Source organism: Kerstersia sp. (assembly GCF_052103615.1).
In the GTDB taxonomy this organism is placed as follows: Bacteria; Pseudomonadota; Gammaproteobacteria; order Burkholderiales; family Burkholderiaceae_B; genus Kerstersia.
In genome coordinates, this window is record NZ_JBQEKA010000019.1 from 1 (window position 1) to 18293 (window position 18293).

General features: G+C 64.5%; 17 protein-coding genes. 7 read left to right on the forward strand and 10 right to left on the reverse strand.

Features of this window, described 5'->3' with window-relative positions; genetic code table 11:
- The coding region (locus ACTJGZ_RS06670; RefSeq protein WP_441662165.1) for a hypothetical protein at positions 1–332 on the reverse strand (332 nt) is incomplete at its 3' end.
- Between the two features lie 543 nt (positions 333–875).
- Here ACTJGZ_RS06670 and ACTJGZ_RS06675 point away from each other — a divergent pair.
- A complete protein-coding gene (locus ACTJGZ_RS06675; protein WP_441662166.1) occupies positions 876–1802 on the forward strand; it encodes an alpha/beta hydrolase in 927 nt (308 codons plus the stop codon).
- Positions 1803–1845: 43 nt separating this feature from the next.
- Here ACTJGZ_RS06675 and ACTJGZ_RS06680 read toward each other — a convergent pair whose 3' ends face one another.
- Positions 1846–2709 carry a M23 family metallopeptidase gene (locus tag ACTJGZ_RS06680; protein WP_441662167.1) on the reverse strand — a complete coding sequence of 288 codons (864 nt, stop codon included), beginning with the start codon at positions 2707–2709 and terminating at the stop codon, positions 1846–1848.
- Positions 2710–2914: 205 nt separating this feature from the next.
- Positions 2915–3562: a peroxiredoxin gene (locus tag ACTJGZ_RS06685; protein ID WP_441662168.1), complete on the reverse strand. Its 648-nt coding sequence runs from the start codon at positions 3560–3562 to the stop codon at positions 2915–2917.
- A 365-nt stretch (positions 3563–3927) separates the two neighbouring features.
- Between ACTJGZ_RS06685 and ACTJGZ_RS06690 the strand changes: the two genes are divergently transcribed.
- The 6 genes from ACTJGZ_RS06690 (at position 3928) to ACTJGZ_RS06715 (ending at position 10430) form a co-directional block, all read left to right on the forward strand.
- Entirely contained in the window at positions 3928–4818 is an 891-nt protein-coding gene (locus ACTJGZ_RS06690; RefSeq protein ID WP_441662169.1) for a helix-turn-helix domain-containing protein, read from the forward strand.
- A 171-nt stretch (positions 4819–4989) separates the two neighbouring features.
- Positions 4990–5613 (forward strand): isochorismatase family protein, encoded by a 624-nt coding sequence (locus ACTJGZ_RS06695; protein WP_441662170.1) that lies wholly within the window; start codon positions 4990–4992, stop codon positions 5611–5613.
- A gap of 3 nt (positions 5614–5616) precedes the next feature.
- Positions 5617–6858: an MFS transporter gene (locus tag ACTJGZ_RS06700; RefSeq protein WP_441662171.1), complete on the forward strand. Its 1242-nt coding sequence runs from the start codon at positions 5617–5619 to the stop codon at positions 6856–6858.
- Between the two features lie 224 nt (positions 6859–7082).
- The gene (locus ACTJGZ_RS06705) at positions 7083–8033 is read left to right on the forward strand and encodes an ABC transporter permease (protein WP_441662172.1); all 951 of its coding nucleotides are present in this window, start codon (positions 7083–7085) and stop codon (positions 8031–8033) included.
- Positions 8030–8929, forward strand: coding sequence for an ABC transporter permease (locus ACTJGZ_RS06710; RefSeq protein WP_441662173.1), 900 nt, complete (start codon positions 8030–8032; stop codon positions 8927–8929). The genes ACTJGZ_RS06705 and ACTJGZ_RS06710 overlap by 4 nt, the downstream gene beginning before the upstream one ends.
- Before the next feature lie 25 nt (positions 8930–8954).
- Positions 8955–10430, forward strand: coding sequence for an ABC transporter substrate-binding protein (locus ACTJGZ_RS06715; RefSeq protein WP_441662174.1), 1476 nt, complete (start codon positions 8955–8957; stop codon positions 10428–10430).
- 61 nt (positions 10431–10491) lie between these two features.
- Here ACTJGZ_RS06715 and ACTJGZ_RS06720 read toward each other — a convergent pair whose 3' ends face one another.
- The 7 genes from ACTJGZ_RS06720 to ACTJGZ_RS06750 all read right to left on the reverse strand — a co-directional run bounded on the left by ACTJGZ_RS06720 (position 10492) and on the right by ACTJGZ_RS06750 (position 18165).
- Entirely contained in the window at positions 10492–11418 is a 927-nt protein-coding gene (locus ACTJGZ_RS06720) for a PaaX family transcriptional regulator C-terminal domain-containing protein (protein WP_441662175.1), read from the reverse strand.
- A gap of 37 nt (positions 11419–11455) precedes the next feature.
- On the reverse strand, positions 11456–13501 hold the full coding sequence (locus ACTJGZ_RS06725; protein WP_441662176.1) for a 3-hydroxyacyl-CoA dehydrogenase NAD-binding domain-containing protein: 2046 nt from the start codon (positions 13499–13501) through the stop codon (positions 11456–11458).
- A 2-nt stretch (positions 13502–13503) separates the two neighbouring features.
- Positions 13504–14205 (reverse strand): ABC transporter ATP-binding protein, encoded by a 702-nt coding sequence (locus tag ACTJGZ_RS06730; protein WP_441662177.1) that lies wholly within the window; start codon positions 14203–14205, stop codon positions 13504–13506.
- On the reverse strand, positions 14192–14983 hold the full coding sequence (locus tag ACTJGZ_RS06735; RefSeq protein WP_441662178.1) for an ABC transporter ATP-binding protein: 792 nt from the start codon (positions 14981–14983) through the stop codon (positions 14192–14194). The genes ACTJGZ_RS06730 and ACTJGZ_RS06735 overlap by 14 nt, the downstream gene beginning before the upstream one ends.
- 1 nt (position 14984) lies before the next feature.
- Positions 14985–15941 (reverse strand): branched-chain amino acid ABC transporter permease, encoded by a 957-nt coding sequence (locus tag ACTJGZ_RS06740; RefSeq protein ID WP_441662179.1) that lies wholly within the window; start codon positions 15939–15941, stop codon positions 14985–14987.
- A 3-nt stretch (positions 15942–15944) separates the two neighbouring features.
- On the reverse strand, positions 15945–16817 hold the full coding sequence (locus ACTJGZ_RS06745; protein ID WP_441662180.1) for a branched-chain amino acid ABC transporter permease: 873 nt from the start codon (positions 16815–16817) through the stop codon (positions 15945–15947).
- A 190-nt stretch (positions 16818–17007) separates the two neighbouring features.
- Positions 17008–18165 (reverse strand): ABC transporter substrate-binding protein, encoded by a 1158-nt coding sequence (locus ACTJGZ_RS06750; protein ID WP_127773289.1) that lies wholly within the window; start codon positions 18163–18165, stop codon positions 17008–17010.
- Between the last annotated feature and the right edge of the window lie 128 nt (positions 18166–18293).

The following is an 18293-nucleotide window of genomic DNA, read 5'->3' on the forward strand; positions in this document are numbered from 1 at the left end:
TGCACGGATGACAAGGTCCCCTGCGCCGATGCCTGAAGCGGAATGCCTTTTTGCGGTTTGCCCGGCAGGCTGCCCATCAGGTTGCCCGCCACCCGCCCCGCCTGCCGCGCAGGCAAGGAAGCCGCTGCACGCGCAGGCATGCCTGCGCCATCCGCCACGGCCACCGATGCCACAACAGGTACGGCTGCTTCCTGGCGGGGCAGCCCCGGGCAGGACACCGACTGGCGCGGCGCGGCCGAGCGTGCCAGCGAACGGCGCGCAGCATGGCCCGCCCCACTCGGCAAGGGGAACGCGATAGAATCAAATTGAGAGGCAAGTGCTGAACTGGACATGGGATCGCTCCGGCAAGGAAACTGGCAACGTGCTGCTGGCATGCAAAGGACAAGGGCTAACTGTCTGAAGATTGACGGAGAGCTAGCGCATGGCAATGGGCCAATGACAACGGCATTGGACGACTGCCTGAGGCCGATGCATGACATCAGGCACAAAAGATGGCGACGCATGTCATGCAGCTTCGCCGGACCCCCGGTTGCAGCCTTGGGGGGGCTTGCAGCCCCGGTTTTGCTTCTGCTTCCAGTGCAATGCCGGCCTGCTGATTGATACTGTATAAAAACACAGTACTTTCTGCAAGTGCTTTGATGCAGGACGCGGCAGGAACACAACACCCGTTGCGCCAGCGCTGTGCCCCAGCCCGCTCTGCGTGCTGTCCGCCGGCGCGTTCTGTTGTCGGCCCGGCCCGCGCCGCCCCCCCCTGGCGCAGGCCCCCAGCTTCAGAAAATGCGCTTCACGGCCTGCGCATGCGCTGCCCGCCAGCGTTCCGTCTTTCCTGACGCCGTCTTTCCCTTTTGATTGCTACGCCCTTTCGTCTCTTGCCCATGCCGCACTCTCCCGCCGCTCCTGACCCCAGCCTCAGTGCCGCCCCCCTTGTCATCGGCGGGCTGCCTGCCGCGCCCGCAAGCTGGCAGCCAGCGCAGCTGCCCTCAGCCTGGCAGTTCGAATTGCGTTCCGTTCATACCGGCCGCCAATACCATATCCTGGTCAGCAAACCGCACTTGCCTGCGCCTGCGGCCGGTTATCCCGTGCTCTGGATGCTGGATGGCGGCGCCAGTTTCCCTTTGGCCAGCGTCTCCCTGCCGCGCCCCTCGCGCCCGCCCGCAGCGGGCCGCCGGCCGGGGCCTGCCGGACTGGCTGCTGGCCTGGTGATAGGGATTGCTCATGCCAGCGATGAGGCTTTCGACATTGATGCCCGGGCAAGTGATTACACCCCTGTGCCGGATACCGATTCCGGTGATCTGCTGTCGCCCGCCTTCGGCGGGGCGGCCGCCTTCCGGCGCTTTCTGGTGGATGAGCTGCGGCCCGTCATTGCGGCGCAGTTTCCGCTGGACGCCACACGCCACACACTCTTCGGTTTTTCCTATAGCGGCCTGTTCACCGTTGACACGCTGGCCACGACCCATGCGCCATTCCAGCGTTATTGGGCAGCCAGCCCATCACTCTGGTTCAGCGATGCCCTGCCCATGCGCCGCCTGAAAGCAGGCGCAGCCCGCCTGGCCCCGCATGTCGAACGGGTCATGCTGACGGTCGGCCAGGAAGAGCAATACCCCGCGGCCACGCTGCCGGCAGAGCGCCTGGCCCATCTGGCCCAGCGGGCCATGGTCAACCGGGTCGGCGAGGCCGCCGCGCTGCTTGCCGCCGCGAACCCCCAGTGCTCGGTCACCAGTTTGGCTGCCGCAGAACACGACCATTTCGACATGCTCATGCACGGCGCCCGCCGGGTGCTGCAGTTCGCCTTTGCCGATTGAACCCTGGCTGGCCGTCGCGCCCGGCCGTCCTGCGGCAAGCCGGTCAGCGTTTGCGTTCCAGCACCAATTGCGGGTCCACCCGCACACCGAACCAGTTCATGCCCCAGTGCAGATGCGGCCCGGTGGAGCGGCCGGTAGAACCGACAGCGCCAATGACATCGCCCTGCTGCACGCGTTGGCCGACTTGAACATCTATGCGCGACAAGTGCAGAAAATTCGAACTGACGCCATGACCATGGTCCAGCAGAATGGTGCCGCCAGTGAGGTACAGATCGGGATCGGCAAAGGTGATGATGCCCGCTGCCGGCGCCTTGACCGGCGTGCCGCTGGGCGCGGCGATATCCATGCCTGAATGCGGCGAGCCCGGCTTGCCGTTGTACACCCGCGCACGCCCGAAGCGGCCGCTGATACGGCCTTGCACCGGCCAAATGAATTCCTGGGCGAAGTCGGCCCGTTCATCATCGCGCTCGCGGGCGGCAACGACTCTGGCCTGCTCGGTCTGAATCCGGCGGGCGATGGCGGGCGGCGGTTCCACCGTGGCCGACGGCACGCCATTGACATGCTGCAAAGGCCAATCGCGCGCGTCAATGCGGATGCTGGCCTGTTGCGTGGCGCCATCAGGCAAGGTCACCGCCACCTGCGCTGGCCCGCGCTCATCCCGGCCGATACCGAACACCACGGAGCCATAAGGCGTGACCCGCAATTGCCGCCCGCCGTATTGCACCGAGCTGCCTGGCGGCACCCGGCCTATCACCAGCGTGCCCTGTTGCACCGCCGCCGGAAACACCACGCGCCGGTCTGTTTGCTGCTGCGCGCCGGCAGGCAGGGCTGCCCCCAGCACAGGCAAAGCCAACAATGCTGCCACCAGACGGCGGCGCCCTGGCAGATTATGCGAAATTCCTGACATCCTGACTCCTCTGATTCCCGGCCATCAGGCCAGGGCTTGATCCAGCCGTGCGGATGGCATTGCGCCACCGCTCACGGCCGCCGCAGGCTGCTGCGCTGCCGCGTTTGAGCCCAAGAGTACTCCGGGATCAGGCCTGCCGGAAAGCACAGCGGCCTGCCCCGTCACAGGGCAGGCCGCTGATCTCCCGGAAACCGGGCAGGAACCGTCAGTTCTTGTTGGGCTGCGGCGTCAGGCGCAGATAGGGGCGCAGCGCCTTGTAGCCCTTGGGGAATTTCTGCTTGATGACTTCTTCGTCTTTCAGCGACGGCACGATCACGACATCATCACCGTCTTCCCAGTTCACTGGCGTGGCGACACTGTAGTTATCGGTCAGTTGCAGCGAGTCGATCACACGCAGGATTTCGTTGAAGTTACGGCCCGTGCTGGCCGGATAGGTCAGCGTCAGGCGAACTTTCTTGCTGGGGTCGATGATGAACACCGAACGCACCGTCAGCGTGGAGTTCGCATTCGGGTGAATCATGTCATACAGCGCAGATACCTTGCGGTCTTCATCTGCCAGAATGGGAAAGTTCACCGTGGTGTTTTGCGTATCATTGATGTCGTCGATCCAGCGGCCATGCGAATCCACGCCATCCACCGACAGCGCCAGTACTTTCACGTTGCGCTTGGCGAACTCGTCAGCCAGCTTGGCGGTATAGCCCAGCTCGGTCGTGCAGATCGGCGTGAAGTCAGCCGGATGCGAGAACAGCACGCCCCATTGGTCGCCCAGGAAGTCGTAGAAGCGGATACGGCCGATGGAGGAATCCTGCTCGAAATCAGGGGCAATATCGCCCAGCCTCAAAGTATTGCTCATGAATAACCTCTTGCGATGATGGCGATGCCTGCGGCAGAAACGGCGGCATCACGGAAGTGATGGATTGATTGTCACACCAGCCCTACAGCTTGGGAAATAAGTTTTTCATATAACTTTATGCTATTTCGATGTGGTTTATCCAAATATTGAAATATGGTTACCGCACAGGTGAACGGCCCGTGCAAACCCCGATGGCAAATAAACAGGCCATCGCTTGAAATGCATGCTGCGCCAGCAGCGCTACGATGGCACGATAGCGCCCAGGCAGGATGGGCCCGCGCCGCAGCGCCGCTTCTGCCGGCAGCCCGCCTGCTTGCCGGCCCGCCGGCTTTCTTCGGCTTTCTTCTTTTACGCGAGGTTACTGCATGCCAGCCGCCGCCTCCTTTCATGACCTGATCGCCGCCAACACCGCCTACCGGCTGGAAGCGCAAACGCCGCGCCCCGATACGGGCGCGCGCCTGACAACCTGCCGCTTTGTCGCCCATGATCTGCAAAGCCCGGCCTTGCCAGAGCTGGTGCTGCTGGCTTCGCATGAATATCAATTGTCCACGGCCATGGTGGATCTGGGCTGGGGCTATCACGACCACTTCAGCAGCGCGCCCCATCCGGTGCATGTCATTCCGCCCGATACCCCGTTCCGCTGGATCAAGGACGGCGCCGCGCGTGTCACGTTTCTGTCCATCGACAAACAGAGCGCCGCGGATTACTTCGAGCAACTGGAAGTCAGCAATGCGGCTAACGGCTTGTGGATGCTGGCCCAAAAAGGCTTTGCCAACCCTTTCCTGTATGCCAGCATTATTGCTTTCGCAGAGCAAGCTGCCCGCAGCGCCTGCCCCCGGCTGTTGGCCGACAGTTATTGCGTCACCATCCTCAATGCGCTGGCGCAACAATGGCGCCGGCATGATGAACGCCAAACCGGGCGCAGCGCGCCGCGCCTGAATGCGCGCGCGCTCAAGCTGGCTCTGGAAATGATAGAGCAGGATCTGGCCCAGGATTTTTCCCTGGACCATCTGGCCCAGGCCTGCGGCATGACCAAATACCATTTCATCCGCTGCTTCAAGGCCTCTACCGGTGTGTCGCCCTACCATTACCTGCTGCAACGCCGGATCGAGCGCGCCAAGCAATTGATGGGCGCCACGAACTGGCCGCTGGAACGCATCGCGGCCCAGGTCGGCTACCAGGACCCGGACAGCCTGGCCCGGCTATTCCGCCGCCAGGAGGGCCTGAGCCCGGCAGCCTGGCGACGCGCGAACTGACGGTGCACGAACTGACGGCGCGCGAACTGCTGGCGCCCGGCCTGATGCCAGCAGGCCGCCGCGCATAAAACGCGCAATATCGTCGGAAACGGCGCAATTTCCGCCGGACGCCTGCCCCGGAGCGCCCCCTACACTCCCCGGACAACTGATTCATTCCCCCGGAGGAGACATATGCGTAACGAAACTTCCCTGCGCTGGCCCATCATTCCCAGCCGCTCGCTGCTGCTCGTCATCGACATGCAGAATGACTTCGTGCGCCCCGGCGCTGTCATGGAAGTCCCTGCGGCGCGCGAACGTCTGCCCGCCATGCAGGCCGTGCTGGACAGCTGCCGCCAATACGGCGTGCCCGTGGCCTACACCCGCCATGTGCTGTACGACGATTTCAATATCTCGCCCATTGAAACCCAGATGCACCCGCAACTGGTGGCCAGCGGCCTGCGCGACAACACGCCCGGCACCGCCGTCGTCGATGAGCTGGCGCCGCGTGCCGGGGATGCGGTCATCGTGAAGCACCGTTATGACGCGTTCTACAACACCAATCTGGAAACGCTGATCCGCACCATGCGCGGCGATGCCGTCATCGACACCCTGATCATCATCGGCACCGTCACCAGCGTCTGCTGCGAATCGACCGCCCGCAGCGCCTTCATGCGTGACTTCAAGGTTGCCTTTGTCGGCGATGCCACTGGCGGCTTTGATGATGCTTCGCAACAAGCCACGCAGAACGCAATCGAATCCGCCTTTGGCCAGGTTATCTCCGCCGCAGGCCTGGCACGCGCGCTCGCCCAGGGGTAAGCCATGGAAAACACTCGTTTCGACACCCGCTATGAATGGCAATCGGTGTCGCTGCTGGCCTTGGGCTTCGGGCTGATCGGCCTGGACCGCTGGCTGCTGGCGCCGCTGTTCCCCTTCATGATGCAGGACCTGGGCCTGAGCTACCAGGATCTGGGCAATCTGATCGGCGCGCTGGGCATCGCCTGGGGGGTCTCCGCGATTCTGATGGGACGCCTGGCGGACCAGATCGGACGGCGCAAGGTGCTGGTCATTTCCACTATCGTCTTTTCCCTGCTGTCCAGCGTATCCGGCCTGGCCGGCGGGCTGACCAGCCTGTTGCTGATCCGCGTCGCCATGGGCATTTCCGAAGGCGCCTTTTGCCCGGCCAGCGTCGCAGCGGCGGGTGAAGCCTCCCACCCTCGCCGCCGCGGCCTGAACCAGGGCTTGCAGCAAAGCGCCTTTGCGCTGTTCGGGCTGGGCTTTGCGCCCATCATCGCGACACAGCTGCTGGTTGTCATGCCTTCCTGGCGCTATGTCTTCCTGGTCTCAGCCTTACCCGGCCTGCTGGTCGCCTGGGGGCTGTATCGCGTCATCCGCGAACCTGCCCGGAACGGCGCCAAGGCGCCAGCCACCCCTGCTGCCAAAGCCGCGCCTGCGCCGACCGCACGCTGGTCCGACCTGCTGCGCTCACGCAATGTTGTGCTCGCCATGCTGGGCATTCTCTGCGCCATGGCCGGTATCTTCGTGATCGGCGCCATGATGCCCAGCTACCTGATGGACTACCTGCACCTGAGCGGCACGCAAATGGGCTGGATTGTCTCGGCTGTCGGGTTTGGCGGGTTCCTGGGCGAATTTTTGGTGCCAGGCGCGTCAGACCTCATTGGCCGCCGCCTGGCTGCCGTGCTGGCCTTTATTGGCGGCGCCATCGCCCTGCTGGCCTTCACCCGTATCGGCGCCACGCCCTGGCTGCTGTTCGCCGCGCTGTTCGTGGTGTCCTTCTTCTGCCTGGGGCTGCTTGCCCTCTTCACCGGGCCGGTAGCCATGGAAGCAGCGCCGCCGGGGCTGGTCGCCGCCGCCATCGGGGCAGTCTGCGGCGCGGGCGAGATCTTCGGCGGCGGTTTCGCGCCTGCCATCGCCGGACAGATTGCCCAGCACTATGGCATCGAGTACACCCTGTACTTCGCCTTCGGCGGCATCGCCGCCGGTGCCGTGGTCAGTCTGTTTCTGGCTGAATCCGCCCCCCGCAAGCTGCGCCGCAACGCCTGACGCCGCCCCGGCCGGGGCAACCGGCCCGGCTGGCCCGCAGGCATGCTCCTGCGGGCCAGCCGTCCAACATCCTTGCCGCGCGACAGGGTATATTGCGCTTTTCCGTCCAAAGAGGGCGGACGGAACCGCCTGCCAGCGTTTTCTGTTTTCTGCGCCGCCAGTCTTGCTGGCCGCCCTGGAACAGAAGCCAAGCCAGCGGTGCCCGCCCCTCTCTGACCTGCCTCATGCAACATTACCTGGCACGACGGGCGGCAGGCCTGCTGGCTACGCTGGCCGTCGCTACCCTGCTGATTTTCCTGGCCCTGGAAGTGCTGCCCGGCAACGCGGCCCAGATGAGCCTGGGCCCGGACGCGCCGCCAGAAGCCGTGGCGGCCCTGACGGCGCGTCTGGGCCTGGACCTGCCCGCCTGGCAACGCTATCTGCAATGGCTGTCCGGCTTGCTATCGGGCCATCTGGGCGATAGCCATGCCTACAATGTCCCGGTCGCCAGCCTGATCACCGAACGCCTGGCCCTGACCCTGCCGCTGGCGCTGCTTTCCATGGCGCTGACGGTTCTGCTGGCGCTGGCCGCCGGTATCTATGCCGCCCTGCGCCATGGCCGCCGCGGAGATTTGCTGGTCATGGGCATTTGCCAGCTCGGCTTGGCCGTGCCCGGCTTCTGGCTGGGCATCCTATTGATTATTGTGTTTGCCGTGCAATTGCAATGGTTCCAGGCCGGTGGTTTTCCGGGCTGGCAGACAGGCGCGCTGGCCGCGCTCCAGGCGCTGGTCCTGCCTGCCATTGCGCTGGCGCTGGTACAGGCCGCTGTTCTGGCCCGCATCACCCGGGCCGCAGTGCTGGATGTCCTGCGTGAAGACTATGTCCGCACGGCCATGGCCAAGGGTTTGCCGCGCCATCTGGTGCTGGCCCGCCATGTCTTGCGCAATGCCCTGATTCCCATCCTGACCATTGCCGGCCTGCAATTCGCCCATTTGCTGGCTGGCGCCATTGTGATAGAGAACGTCTTCAATCTGCCTGGCCTGGGGCGGCTGATTCTGCAATCCATTGCCAACCGGGATCTCGTGGTCGTGCGCAATGCCGTCCTGTTCCTGGCCTTGATGGTGATTTGCGTGAATTTTCTGGCTGATCTCGGCTGCGGCCTGGCGGATCCGCGCAGGCGGAGGGCGCAGGCATGACCCGCCCGCTAGCCCCCGGCCCGGTCACGCCGCGCCGTCAGCTTGGCCTGGCGCAACGGCTGCTGCGTCAGCCCCGCTTTGTGGCCGGTGCTGTCCTGGTGGCGCTATTTATCAGCATTGCGCTGCTGGCCGAGGTCTGGACCCCCTGGCCAGTGGATGGCATCAATATGAAAGCCAGGCTGCTGCCGGCCTCCGCGGCGCATTGGCTGGGCACCGACCCGCTGGGACGGGACGTCCTGTCCTTGCTGATGGCCGGCGCCGCCAGCAGTTTGCTGGCCGGCGCCATTTCCGTCACGCTGGGCCTGCTGGCAGGCGCGCTGCTGGGCCTGCTCGCCGCCATGCGCGGCGGCTGGCTGGATGAACTCATCATGCGCGCGGCGGATTTCAGCTTCGCCTTTCCTGCCATCCTGCTGGCCACGATTCTGGCGGCGGCCTCGGCCAGCGGCCCGGGCCTGGATATTGCCATCCTGGCCATCGCCCTGGCCATGATTCCCACCTTCACCCGCGTCACGCGCGCCTCTGCCGGGGTGATCTGGCAAATGGAATATATTGCCGCCGCCAGGGCCGCAGGCCGTACCGAATGGCATATCGCGCTGCGCCATGTGCTGCCCAATCTGGCCTCGCCACTGATCGTCCAGGCCACGCTGCAGTTTTCCATCGCCATTCTGGCGGAATCCGCCTTGTCGTATTTAGGACTGGGCGTGCAACCCCCAGCCCCATCCTGGGGCAGAATGCTGAGTGAAGCGCAATCCATGATTTTCACCGCCCCGGAACTGGCGTTCTACCCCGGGGCCGCCATCGTGCTGGCTGTCATGGGCCTGAACCTGCTGGGCGACGGTTTGCGCGATGCCCTGGACCCGCGGCTGGCGCCGTTACGGCGCCGCCTGCCGGCCTGAACAACAAAAACCGGAGAGACTTGAAATGCTACGCAAACTGCTGCTGGGCTGTGCCCTGAGCGCCTTGCCCATGCTTGCGCTGGCCGCGCCTGAGCGCCTGACCATAGGCATGACGCTAGAACCGCCGGCCCTGGACCCCACTGCCAGCGCCGCTGAAACCATTGCCGATGTCACGCTTTACAACATCTACGAAACCCTGACGAAAATCCAGGAAGACGGCAGCGTCACCCCGCTGCTGGCGGAAAGCTGGCAGGTTTCCGATGATGGCAAGACCTATACCTTCCGCTTGCGGGATGGAGTGCGCTTCCATAATGGAGCGGCGCTGGACGCGCAAACCGTGCGTTTCGCCTTTGAGCGGGCCGGTGCGGAAAACAGCACCAACAAAGACCGGCGCCATTTTTCCCAGTGGCAGATTGCCACCCCTGAGCCGCTGACGGTGCAGATCACCCTGCCGCAGGCTGACCCCGACCTGCCCTTCCGCCTGGGCATGATGACAGCGGCCATTGTCGAACCCGGCAGCGTGGCGACCAATGCGACCCGTCCCATCGGCACAGGCCCTTACCAGTTGGCAGACTGGCAGCGCGGCAGCAAGCTGCAATTGAAGAAATGGGCGGATTACCGCGACGCCAGCCAGGTTGCCATCGACGAAGTGACCATCCGCTTCATCAGTGACCCGGCCGCCCAGGCGGCTGCGCTGCTGGCTGGCGACATTGATGCGTTTCCGCGCATCCAGGCCTCGCGCAGCCTGCCCCGCTTGCAGCAGGACCCCCGCTTTGACATCGTGATAGGCGGCTCGCGCGCCAAAACCATGATGGCCATCAACCAGCGCCGCGCCCCGCTGAATGATGTGCGTGTCCGCCGCGCCATACTCGCCGCCATTGACCGCGAAGCGGTCATCGAAGGCGCCGCCGAAGGCTACGGCCTGCCTATCGGCAGCTTCTATACCACGGGCACCCCGGCCTATATCGACACAACCGGCATCAATCCTTACGACCCGGCCGAGGCCAAGGCTTTGCTACAAGAGGCTGGCGTCGCGCTGCCGCTGCAACTGGACCTGCTGCTGCCGCCCCCGCCCTATGCCCGCCAAGGCGGCGAGATTATCGCCGCGCTGCTGGCGCAGGCGGGTATCCAGGCCCGCATCAAAAATGTGGAATGGGCGCAATGGCTGGCCAATGTCTATGGCGGCGCCCATGATTACGACCTCACCATCGTGTCGCATGTCGAGCCGCTGGATCTGGGCAACTTCGCCAACCCCGACTATTACACCGGCTACGACGCCCCGGCCTTCCAGCAGCGTTACCAGGACACGCTCGCGGCCAGTGATGACACCAGCCGCGCCGCCGCCCTGCAAGCTGCCCAGCGCCAGTTGGCCGACGACGCGGCCGCCGCCTTTCTGTACCAGCCGCAATGGATCAGCATTGCCCGCAAAGGGGTCAGCGGCATGCGCAAGGACGTGCCGGTCTTCATTACCGACTTTGCCTCCTGGCGCATCCAGGAATAATCAGAACGCCTTGGCCGCGCGGGTGCCCTGCTTCAGGCACCCGGCCAGGGCCGCAGGCGGATCACTGCATCTGCCGCAGCTGCGCGCTGCGCTGCCTGACAGTTTGCCCCGCTTCCGGCAAGGCGCCATCGCCGTCAATGAAATGATTGGCGATATGACGCTCCGCCGGCCGGGATAGCGCCAGATACAAAGCAGCAAACAAGCGCCGGGCTTCATGCCCCGCCCAATCGGAGGGCAGCGCCTGGGCCGGCAGGCGCGGCGCGCGCAGGGCAATGCCCCGGTACTGGTGTACCAGCAGCAGCCGCAGAGTCAAAGCCATGGAGGGTTCGACGCTCGCCGCCATGGCCTGCACCGGCGCAAACCGTTCAATGAATGCGCTGAAGGCCTCGGCGTAGCTTTGGAAATCCCAATACTCGGTTGCGAACTGGCGCATGGCGGCCCCGCCCTGCACCACGCTGGCGTCCCACACCAGGGCATCCGCAGCCAGTTCAGGCGCGCCATCCGGCCCAATGGCCAGGCGCGGATTCAAGGCGGCATACCCCAGTCGCTTGAGGCGGCGCATGGCAGCGTCGGGATCACCGCCGCCCAGATAAACCAGCCGCCACTGGCTGGCATCATGCGGTTCGTAGAGGATGCTCGCCGCATAGGCGAATTCCGCCCGCGCTTCTGCCGTCAGGCGATAGAAACTGCGCCGCCCGACCCGCTCCCCCTCCAACTGCCCGGCAGCCACCAAACGCGAAACGGCGGTGCGCACCAGGCTTTCGCTGATGCCGACCGCCGCGCAGGCTTCAATCAGATTGCCCATCCAGAGCACGCCGCCACGCGGCTCCACCACATCCCCGTAAATCGTAACGATAAACGCGGCGCCCTTGGGCGGGTTGGCGGCCAGCAGACGCTGCACCACGGTTTCCGGCTGGCCAAGGGGCGCATGGGCGCCAGCCTGCAAGGCAGGCTGGCCGGTTTCAGAAGTGGAATTCGCGTTGCTCACGGGCCTGGAATGACGAGTGCTGGAAAATCTCCGACACTCAGAATGTACCAGTTTCCGCCGCTTGCTCCAGCCTGCGGCATGGCGCAGACGCGAGCCCGGCGGCCGCCAGTTCACGCAGGCGTGCGGCCACCTCCTGCAAACCTCGCGCCGCCGCGTCATGCAGCAGGCCGCCGCGCCAGCGCGGGAAGCCATAACCATGCACTTCGACCAGGTCAACATCCACCGCGCGCTGGGCAATGCCTTCCTCCAGGATCAGCGCCGCCTCGTTCACCATGGGCAACACGATGCAGTCGGCGATCTCCGCCTCGCTCCATTCGCGCTGCGGCACGCCCGCTGCCGCCTGGGCGATCACCCCGGCCACCGCTGCCGACGGCTGCGGGCGGCGCTCACCTGGCGCATAGTCATACCAGCCGGCCTGGGTTTTTTGCCCCAGGCGGCCTTGTTCGCACAGCAGGTCAGCCACGGGCGCGAATACGGCTTCGCCGCGCTCACGCGCCGCCTTGCGCTGGAACGCGGCAATATCCAGGCCACCCAGATCCTGGGCCTCGAATGGCCCCATGGGCATGCCATAGGCGCGCATGGCCGCATCCACCGCTTGCGGCGTGGCGCCCGCCAGCAGCAAACGCTCGGCCTGCGCCCGCAAGGTGCGCAGGATGCGATTGCCAATGAAGCCGTCGCAAATTCCGGCGCGCACCGGAATCTTGCCCAGGCGGCGCGCCAGCGCAAAACCTGCTGCCAGCACGTCTGGCGCAGTCTGCGGCACCGGCACGATTTCCAGCAGTTTCATGATCTGCGCCGGGCTGAAAAAGTGCAGGCCGATAAAGCGTTCGGGGGCGGCCAGCCCTTCAGCAATGAGCGCCGGATCCAGATAGGACGTATTGGTCGCCAGGATCGCGTCGCGCCGGCAAACCTGGGACAGGCGGGCAAACACATCGCGTTTGACCTGCAAATCCTCGAACACCGCTTCGATGACCAGATCCGCCTCAGCCAGATCGGCATCCGCCGTCGTGCCGCGCACCCCGCCGACACGCTCGGCCGCCACAGCCTCGCTGAGGCGGCCGCGCTTGACGCTGCTCTGATAGATATCGGCCACCCGCTGCAGGCCGCGCTGCAAGGCAGTGTCATCACGCTCCAGCAGGATCACCGGAATACCGGCGTCACGCAAGGCGACGACAATGCCCGCGCCCATGGTGCCGCCGCCGACCACGGCAGCGTGATTGACCGCGCGGGCCTCCACGCCATTGAGTTCGGGTGGACGGGCAGCGCCGCGTTCGGCGAAGAAGATATGGCGCAGGGCCCGCGCCTGATCGGACGCACGGCGCTCCAGAAAGCTGGCCCGCTCGAACGCCATGGCATCCTGCACGCTGCCTTCGCATGCGCGGCGCACGCACTCCAGCGCCAGGCCTGGAGCGACCTCACGGCCAGCACGTTTGCGCAGATCCGCCTGGGCTTGCTCCCAGAAACCGGCATCCGCCGGCGCCACCTCGCGTTGCAGCAAAGGCAGGGGCAAGGGGCGCTGTAACGCCGCACGCAGATAAGCCAGGGCCTCGCCACGCAAATCACCCTCGACGACGGCATCGAACAAGCCTGCCGCCTGCGCCTTGGCCGTGCTCAGCGGCGCGCCGCGTGTCACCGCCTCCACGGCCAGCGCGGCGCCAATCAGGCGCGGCAGCCGCACGCAACCGCCAGCGCCCGGCACCAGGCCCAGCTTGACTTCAGGCAGCCCGGCCTGGGCCCCCGCCAAGGCCACCCGGAAACGGCAAGCCAGGGCAATTTCCAGGCCGCCGCCCAGCGCGCTGCCATGAATGGCCGCCAACCAGGGCTTGGCCGCATTTTCGATACGCGCCACGACATCCGGCAAATGCGGTTCCTGCGGCGGCTTGCCGAACTCGCTAACATCCGCCCCGGCGATAAAGGTGCGGCCCGCGCAAATCAGGACCACGCCCTGCACGCCAGGATCAGCATCCAATTCTTCTGCCGCAGCGATCAGGCCGCTGCGCAAAGCCTGCGACAAGGCGTTGACAGGCGGAAAATCGACGGTAACGACGGCCAGGCCGTCAGCACGTTCTATCGTAATGCTCATTTCTACATTCCCAGGTAAGCCGAACGGATGCGCGGGTCTTCGATCAGTTGCTGTGCCGGACCGGACAGCGTGATCTTGCCAGTTTCCATGACATAACCGCGATCCGCAATGGATAAGGCGCCAAAGGCGTTCTGTTCGACCAGCAGGACAGTCACGTCCAGACTCTTCAGGCTTTTGACGACATCAAAGATCTGCGCCACCAGGATGGGCGCCAGGCCCATGCTGGGTTCGTCGAGCAACAGGCAGGAGGGCCGGCTCAAAAGCGCGCGCGCCATGGCCAGCATCTGCTGCTGTCCGCCGGACAGCCCGCCAGCGGCAAGATTGCGCTTTTCGCGCAGCACCGGAAACAACTGGAAGGCATCTTCCATGTCCCGGTCCACTTTTTCATCGGAATATAAATAGGCGCCCAGGCGCAGGTTTTCCTCCACCGACAGGCTGGTGAAAATCTGCCGCCCTTCAGGCACCTGCGCCAGGCCGTGCTTGACCCGTTTGTAGGCCGGCACATCGTTGAAGCGCTGGCCCCGGAAGACGATGCTGCCGTCCTGCACCGGCTGTATGCCGGACAGGCAGCGCAACAGCGTGGTCTTGCCCGCGCCGTTGGCGCCCACCACCACGACAATTTCACCGGCGCTGACTTCCAGGTCCACGCCATGCAGGACTTCAATGCGCCCGTAGCGCGACCGCAATTGGTTAACGCTCAGCATGTTTCGCCGCCTCCTCCTTCGCCGCCGCGCCCAGATAGGCTTCGATCACCCGCGGATGGCTGGCGACCTCAGCCGGCAGGCCTTCGGCGATTTTTTCTCCGTGGTCCAGCACCACAATGTGGTTGGAAATCCGCATGACCATCTTCATATCGTGCTCGACCAGCAAGATGGAGATGCCGCTGGCGGCGACTTCTGCCACCAGATGCTCGATCTCCTCGGTTTCGACGGCATTGCAGCCGGCTGCCGGTTCATCGAGCAGCAGCAGGCGCGGCTTGAGTGCCAGCGCCCGGGCGATTTCCAGGCGCTTGAGCGAACCATAGGACAGCGATGCCGCCTCGAAATCCGCCGCCCGCCCCAGGCCCACGCGCTCCAGCAGTTCCCGCGCCTGTTCTTCTGAACGGCGGGTGCGGCGGCGTGCCGAGGGCAAACCCAGCAAATCCGCCAGCAAGGAACCGTTTTCCTGAAGGTGAAAGCCTGTGGCCACATTTTCCAGCGCTGTCATGGCCGGAAAGATCTGCAGGTTCTGAAAGGTACGCGACATGCCGCGCCGGGCCAGCAAGTGCGGCGCCATGCCTGTCACCGGCTCGCCATCTAGCCGCACTTCACCCGAACCCGGCTGGTACACGCCGGACAGCATATTGAACAAAGTGGTCTTGCCGGCGCCGTTGGGGCCGATGACCGAAACGATTTCTCCGGCGCGCACCTTAAAACTGACATCATGCACCGCGCGCAGGCCGCCGAAGGATATGCCGACACCGGCAACTTCCAATAGACTCATTTCAGCCCCTCCCGCGAATGATGCGCGCAAGGCTGGGCAGAACGCCGCCGCGCAGGAAAATCATGACCAGCATCATGATGAGGCCAAGCACAATCTGCTCATATTCCTGGAAGAAGGTCAGCACCTGCGGCAATGCCGTCAGCACCGCCGCGCCAAAAATGGCGCCCAGCACCGAACCGGCGCCGCCCAGCACGGCCATCGTCACGATTTCCACGGAATGCATGAAGCTCGCCGCATCCGGCGTAATGAAACGGTTCTGCATGGCCAGCAGCGAACCCGCCAGGGAAGCGTACACCGCAGAGATCACAAAGCCGCGCAGCTTGAAACGTGCCACATCCACGCCGACCGTACGCGCCGCCACTTCGGAACCATGCAGCGCCCGCAATGCGCGCCCCGTGGCGCTGTATTGCAGGTTAAGCGCCACCCAGGCGCCCAGCACCAGCATGATGCCGTTGAAGGCGTACCAGAATTCAGCGTTGTTCAGGCTCAGGCCCATGTCCTTGAGCGCAGCGCGCATGCCGGGATCCTGCACGGCAATGCCGTCCGGGCCGCCCGTCAGCCAGGCCTCATTGGTCAGCACCATCGCAACCAATACGCCAAAACCCAGCGTCGCCACGGACAGGTAATAGCCGCGCAAACGCAGAATGGGCCGCCCCACCAGCCAGGCCAGCACCCCGGAGATCACCGCGCCCAGCAGCGCCGCCGGCAGCACCGGCAAGCCCAGGTATTTGGGCGCCAGCGCGCAGGCATAGGCGCCTATGCCGAGAAATCCGGCATGCCCCAGACTGATCTGGCCGACAAAGCCCGTCAGGACCACGATACCCACCACGGCCAGGCCGTTGACGAAAATCAGCGAACCGACGCGCAAGTAATATGACGAAGGAAAAAACAGCGGCGCCACCGCGATCAGGATCGCCAGCACCAGCAAGGTGGCATGTTTAGGAGACAGTCTCTTCATGATTTACACCCGCTCCGCCGTACGGCGCCCGAACAGGCCCTGGGGCATGAAGAACAACACGCCGAGAATCACCACGAACGCGGCGGCATCCTTGTACTGCGAACTGATGTAACCCGCCGTGAAAGCCTCCAGCAGGCCCAGCAAAAGCCCGCCGGCCAGCGCCCCTTTCGGGTTGCCCATGCCGCCCAGCATGGCGGCGGCAAATCCCTTGAGCGCCATGGTCATGCCGATGTCGTAGCTCACCAGCGTGATCGGTGTCACCAGCACGCCAGCCAACGCCCCGATGGCTGCTGACAAGGCGAAGGACAGCGTCATGATGTATTTGGTATTGATCCCTACCAACAGCGCCGCGATACGGTTATTCGCCGTCGCCAGCACCGCGCGGCCCGTCAGGGTGCGGGTAAAGAACAGCCACAGGCCGACGAAAATCACCAGCGCGCCGACGATCACCCACAGGCTTTGCGGCAGAATGGTCGCGCCCAGCACGCGGATGGGGTCATCGCCGGAAAACGCCGGAAAGCGGTGCAGCTGCTTATCGAACACGACCTGCGCCACGCCGCGGATAAAAATGGATGCGCCGATGGTAATGATGATGAGGCTGGCGACAGGGGCGCCGCGCGCCGGCTCGATCGCCAGTTTATTGAGCGCCACCCCGATGGCTGCCGTCACCACGATGGCCAGCAAAGCGGCCAACGGCAACGGCGCGCCCGCCATATAGGCAAACGCGGTAATCATGCCGCCGAGCATCACGAACTCGCCCTGCGCGAAGTTCGCCACATCGGAAGCGTTATAGATAATGGTAAAGCCCAGGGCCACCAGCGCATAGACTGCGCCGACGGTCAGCCCCGACAGCAGGAACTGCATGAATTCAGGCATAGGTGTCTCCGGATTTGAAGAAACCCCGCCCGGCTTGCCATGCGGCCAGCCTGGCGGGGGAATCTTCGGCGCTACGATGGGCCGCGGCCCCGGCGCCGCCATCAGGCAGCGCGCAAAGCATGGCCCCGTTCGTCTTGCCTCTGGCCAGGCCCCGCGCCGGGCCAGAGGCAAGCGCCGGAATGTCGTTCAGTTATTCGACGATTTTCCAGCCGCCATCACGGATTTCCAGCATGCGGAAAGCGCTCAGGTCCAGGCCCAGGTGATCCTGCGGCGTCATGGTGAAGCTGCCCGTGGTGCCCATATAGCCGGCAGTCGATTCCAGCGCGTCACGGATCGCTGCCGGTTCGGCCTTGCCCGCACGGTTGATGGCATCCACAATCAGGTACAGCGCATCATGGGCATAGCCGCCGAAGGTCGAAACCGGCTTGCCGGTGTCACCCTCGTAGCGCTGCTTGTAGGCTTGCACCACGGCACGCTGGGGATCGTCTTCTGCCAGCTGCCCGGCCACCAGCAGCGACGTGCCCGGCAAGCGCACGCCTTCGGCTGCCTTGGCGCCGGCCAGTTCAATAAAGGCATCGGATGCCACGCCATGCGACTGATACAGCGGCATATCCACTGCCAGCTGCGCATAGTTGCGCGTCACGATGGCAGGGCCTGAGCCCATGCCCAGGTTCAGGATGGCCTGAATGCCATCCTTGTTGCGCAGATTGGTCAGCTGCGGCGTCATATCAGCATCGGCCGGGCCGAAGGTTTCATCGCCCACGATAGTGATGCCGTAATCGCCCACAATATCCAGGCACTGCTTGCGCATGGAGGCGCCGAAGCTGTCCGACCCCGACAGCAGGCCGATCTTCGTCAGCTTGCGCGCTTTCATGTCCTCGAAAATCTTGGCGCAAGCCATACGGTCGGTATGCGGGGTCTTGAAGGTGTGCTTGCGCACCGGCTGAATGATTTCAATGGCGCCTGCCAGCGAAATGAAAGGCACGCCAGCTTCCTCAACCACCGGGATGATGGACATCGTGGTGCCGGTGGTCGTGCCGCCAATCACCGCGACGACTTCATCGTCTTCAATCAGGCGCGTGGCGAACGTGCGCGCTTTGTTCGGGTCGCCGCCGTCGTCATAGGCAACCAGTTTGATCTTCTCGCCCTGAACGCCGCCCTTGGCATTGATGTCGTCCACCAGCATTTTCAGGGTGCGCGCCTCGGGCTCGCCCAGGAAGGATGCCGGGCCGGTCGCCGACACCGTCGAACCGATCAGGATATCGGCGCTGGCCGTACCGGCCGCACACCAGGCCAGCGCTACCGCGCCGGCCAGCTTGAACACATTCTTTTTGTTGAATTGCTTCATGTTGTCTCCCTCCAGTTTATGAAATGAACTGCCTATAGGCGCCGGGCTCTTCCAATGGCCCAGGCTGCCAGACACAGAAACCCCTGTGAACTGCAATGGCACGGCATGCCGGCCCGATCCGGCGCCTC

Bases quoted from the DNA above. Each gene is read 5' to 3' on its own strand.
- ACTJGZ_RS06735 (WP_441662178.1), bottom strand. From the start codon at position 14,983: ATGAGTCTATTGGAAGTTGCCGGTGTCGGCATATCCTTCGGCGGCCTG.
- ACTJGZ_RS06710 (WP_441662173.1), top strand. From the start codon at position 8,030: ATGACCCGCCCGCTAGCCCCCGGCCCGGTCACGCCGCGCCGTCAGCTT.
- ACTJGZ_RS06725 (WP_441662176.1), bottom strand. From the start codon at position 13,501: ATGAGCATTACGATAGAACGTGCTGACGGCCTGGCCGTCGTTACCGTC.
- ACTJGZ_RS06705 (WP_441662172.1), top strand. From the start codon at position 7,083: ATGCAACATTACCTGGCACGACGGGCGGCAGGCCTGCTGGCTACGCTG.
- ACTJGZ_RS06745 (WP_441662180.1), bottom strand. From the start codon at position 16,817: ATGCCTGAATTCATGCAGTTCCTGCTGTCGGGGCTGACCGTCGGCGCA.
- ACTJGZ_RS06700 (WP_441662171.1), top strand. From the start codon at position 5,617: ATGGAAAACACTCGTTTCGACACCCGCTATGAATGGCAATCGGTGTCG.
- ACTJGZ_RS06690 (WP_441662169.1), top strand. From the start codon at position 3,928: ATGCCAGCCGCCGCCTCCTTTCATGACCTGATCGCCGCCAACACCGCC.
- ACTJGZ_RS06750 (WP_127773289.1), bottom strand. From the start codon at position 18,165: ATGAAGCAATTCAACAAAAAGAATGTGTTCAAGCTGGCCGGCGCGGTA.
- ACTJGZ_RS06715 (WP_441662174.1), top strand. From the start codon at position 8,955: ATGCTACGCAAACTGCTGCTGGGCTGTGCCCTGAGCGCCTTGCCCATG.
- ACTJGZ_RS06675 (WP_441662166.1), top strand. From the start codon at position 876: ATGCCGCACTCTCCCGCCGCTCCTGACCCCAGCCTCAGTGCCGCCCCC.
- ACTJGZ_RS06740 (WP_441662179.1), bottom strand. From the start codon at position 15,941: ATGAAGAGACTGTCTCCTAAACATGCCACCTTGCTGGTGCTGGCGATC.
- ACTJGZ_RS06685 (WP_441662168.1), bottom strand. From the start codon at position 3,562: ATGAGCAATACTTTGAGGCTGGGCGATATTGCCCCTGATTTCGAGCAG.
- ACTJGZ_RS06695 (WP_441662170.1), top strand. From the start codon at position 4,990: ATGCGTAACGAAACTTCCCTGCGCTGGCCCATCATTCCCAGCCGCTCG.
- ACTJGZ_RS06730 (WP_441662177.1), bottom strand. From the start codon at position 14,205: ATGCTGAGCGTTAACCAATTGCGGTCGCGCTACGGGCGCATTGAAGTC.
- ACTJGZ_RS06680 (WP_441662167.1), bottom strand. From the start codon at position 2,709: ATGTCAGGAATTTCGCATAATCTGCCAGGGCGCCGCCGTCTGGTGGCA.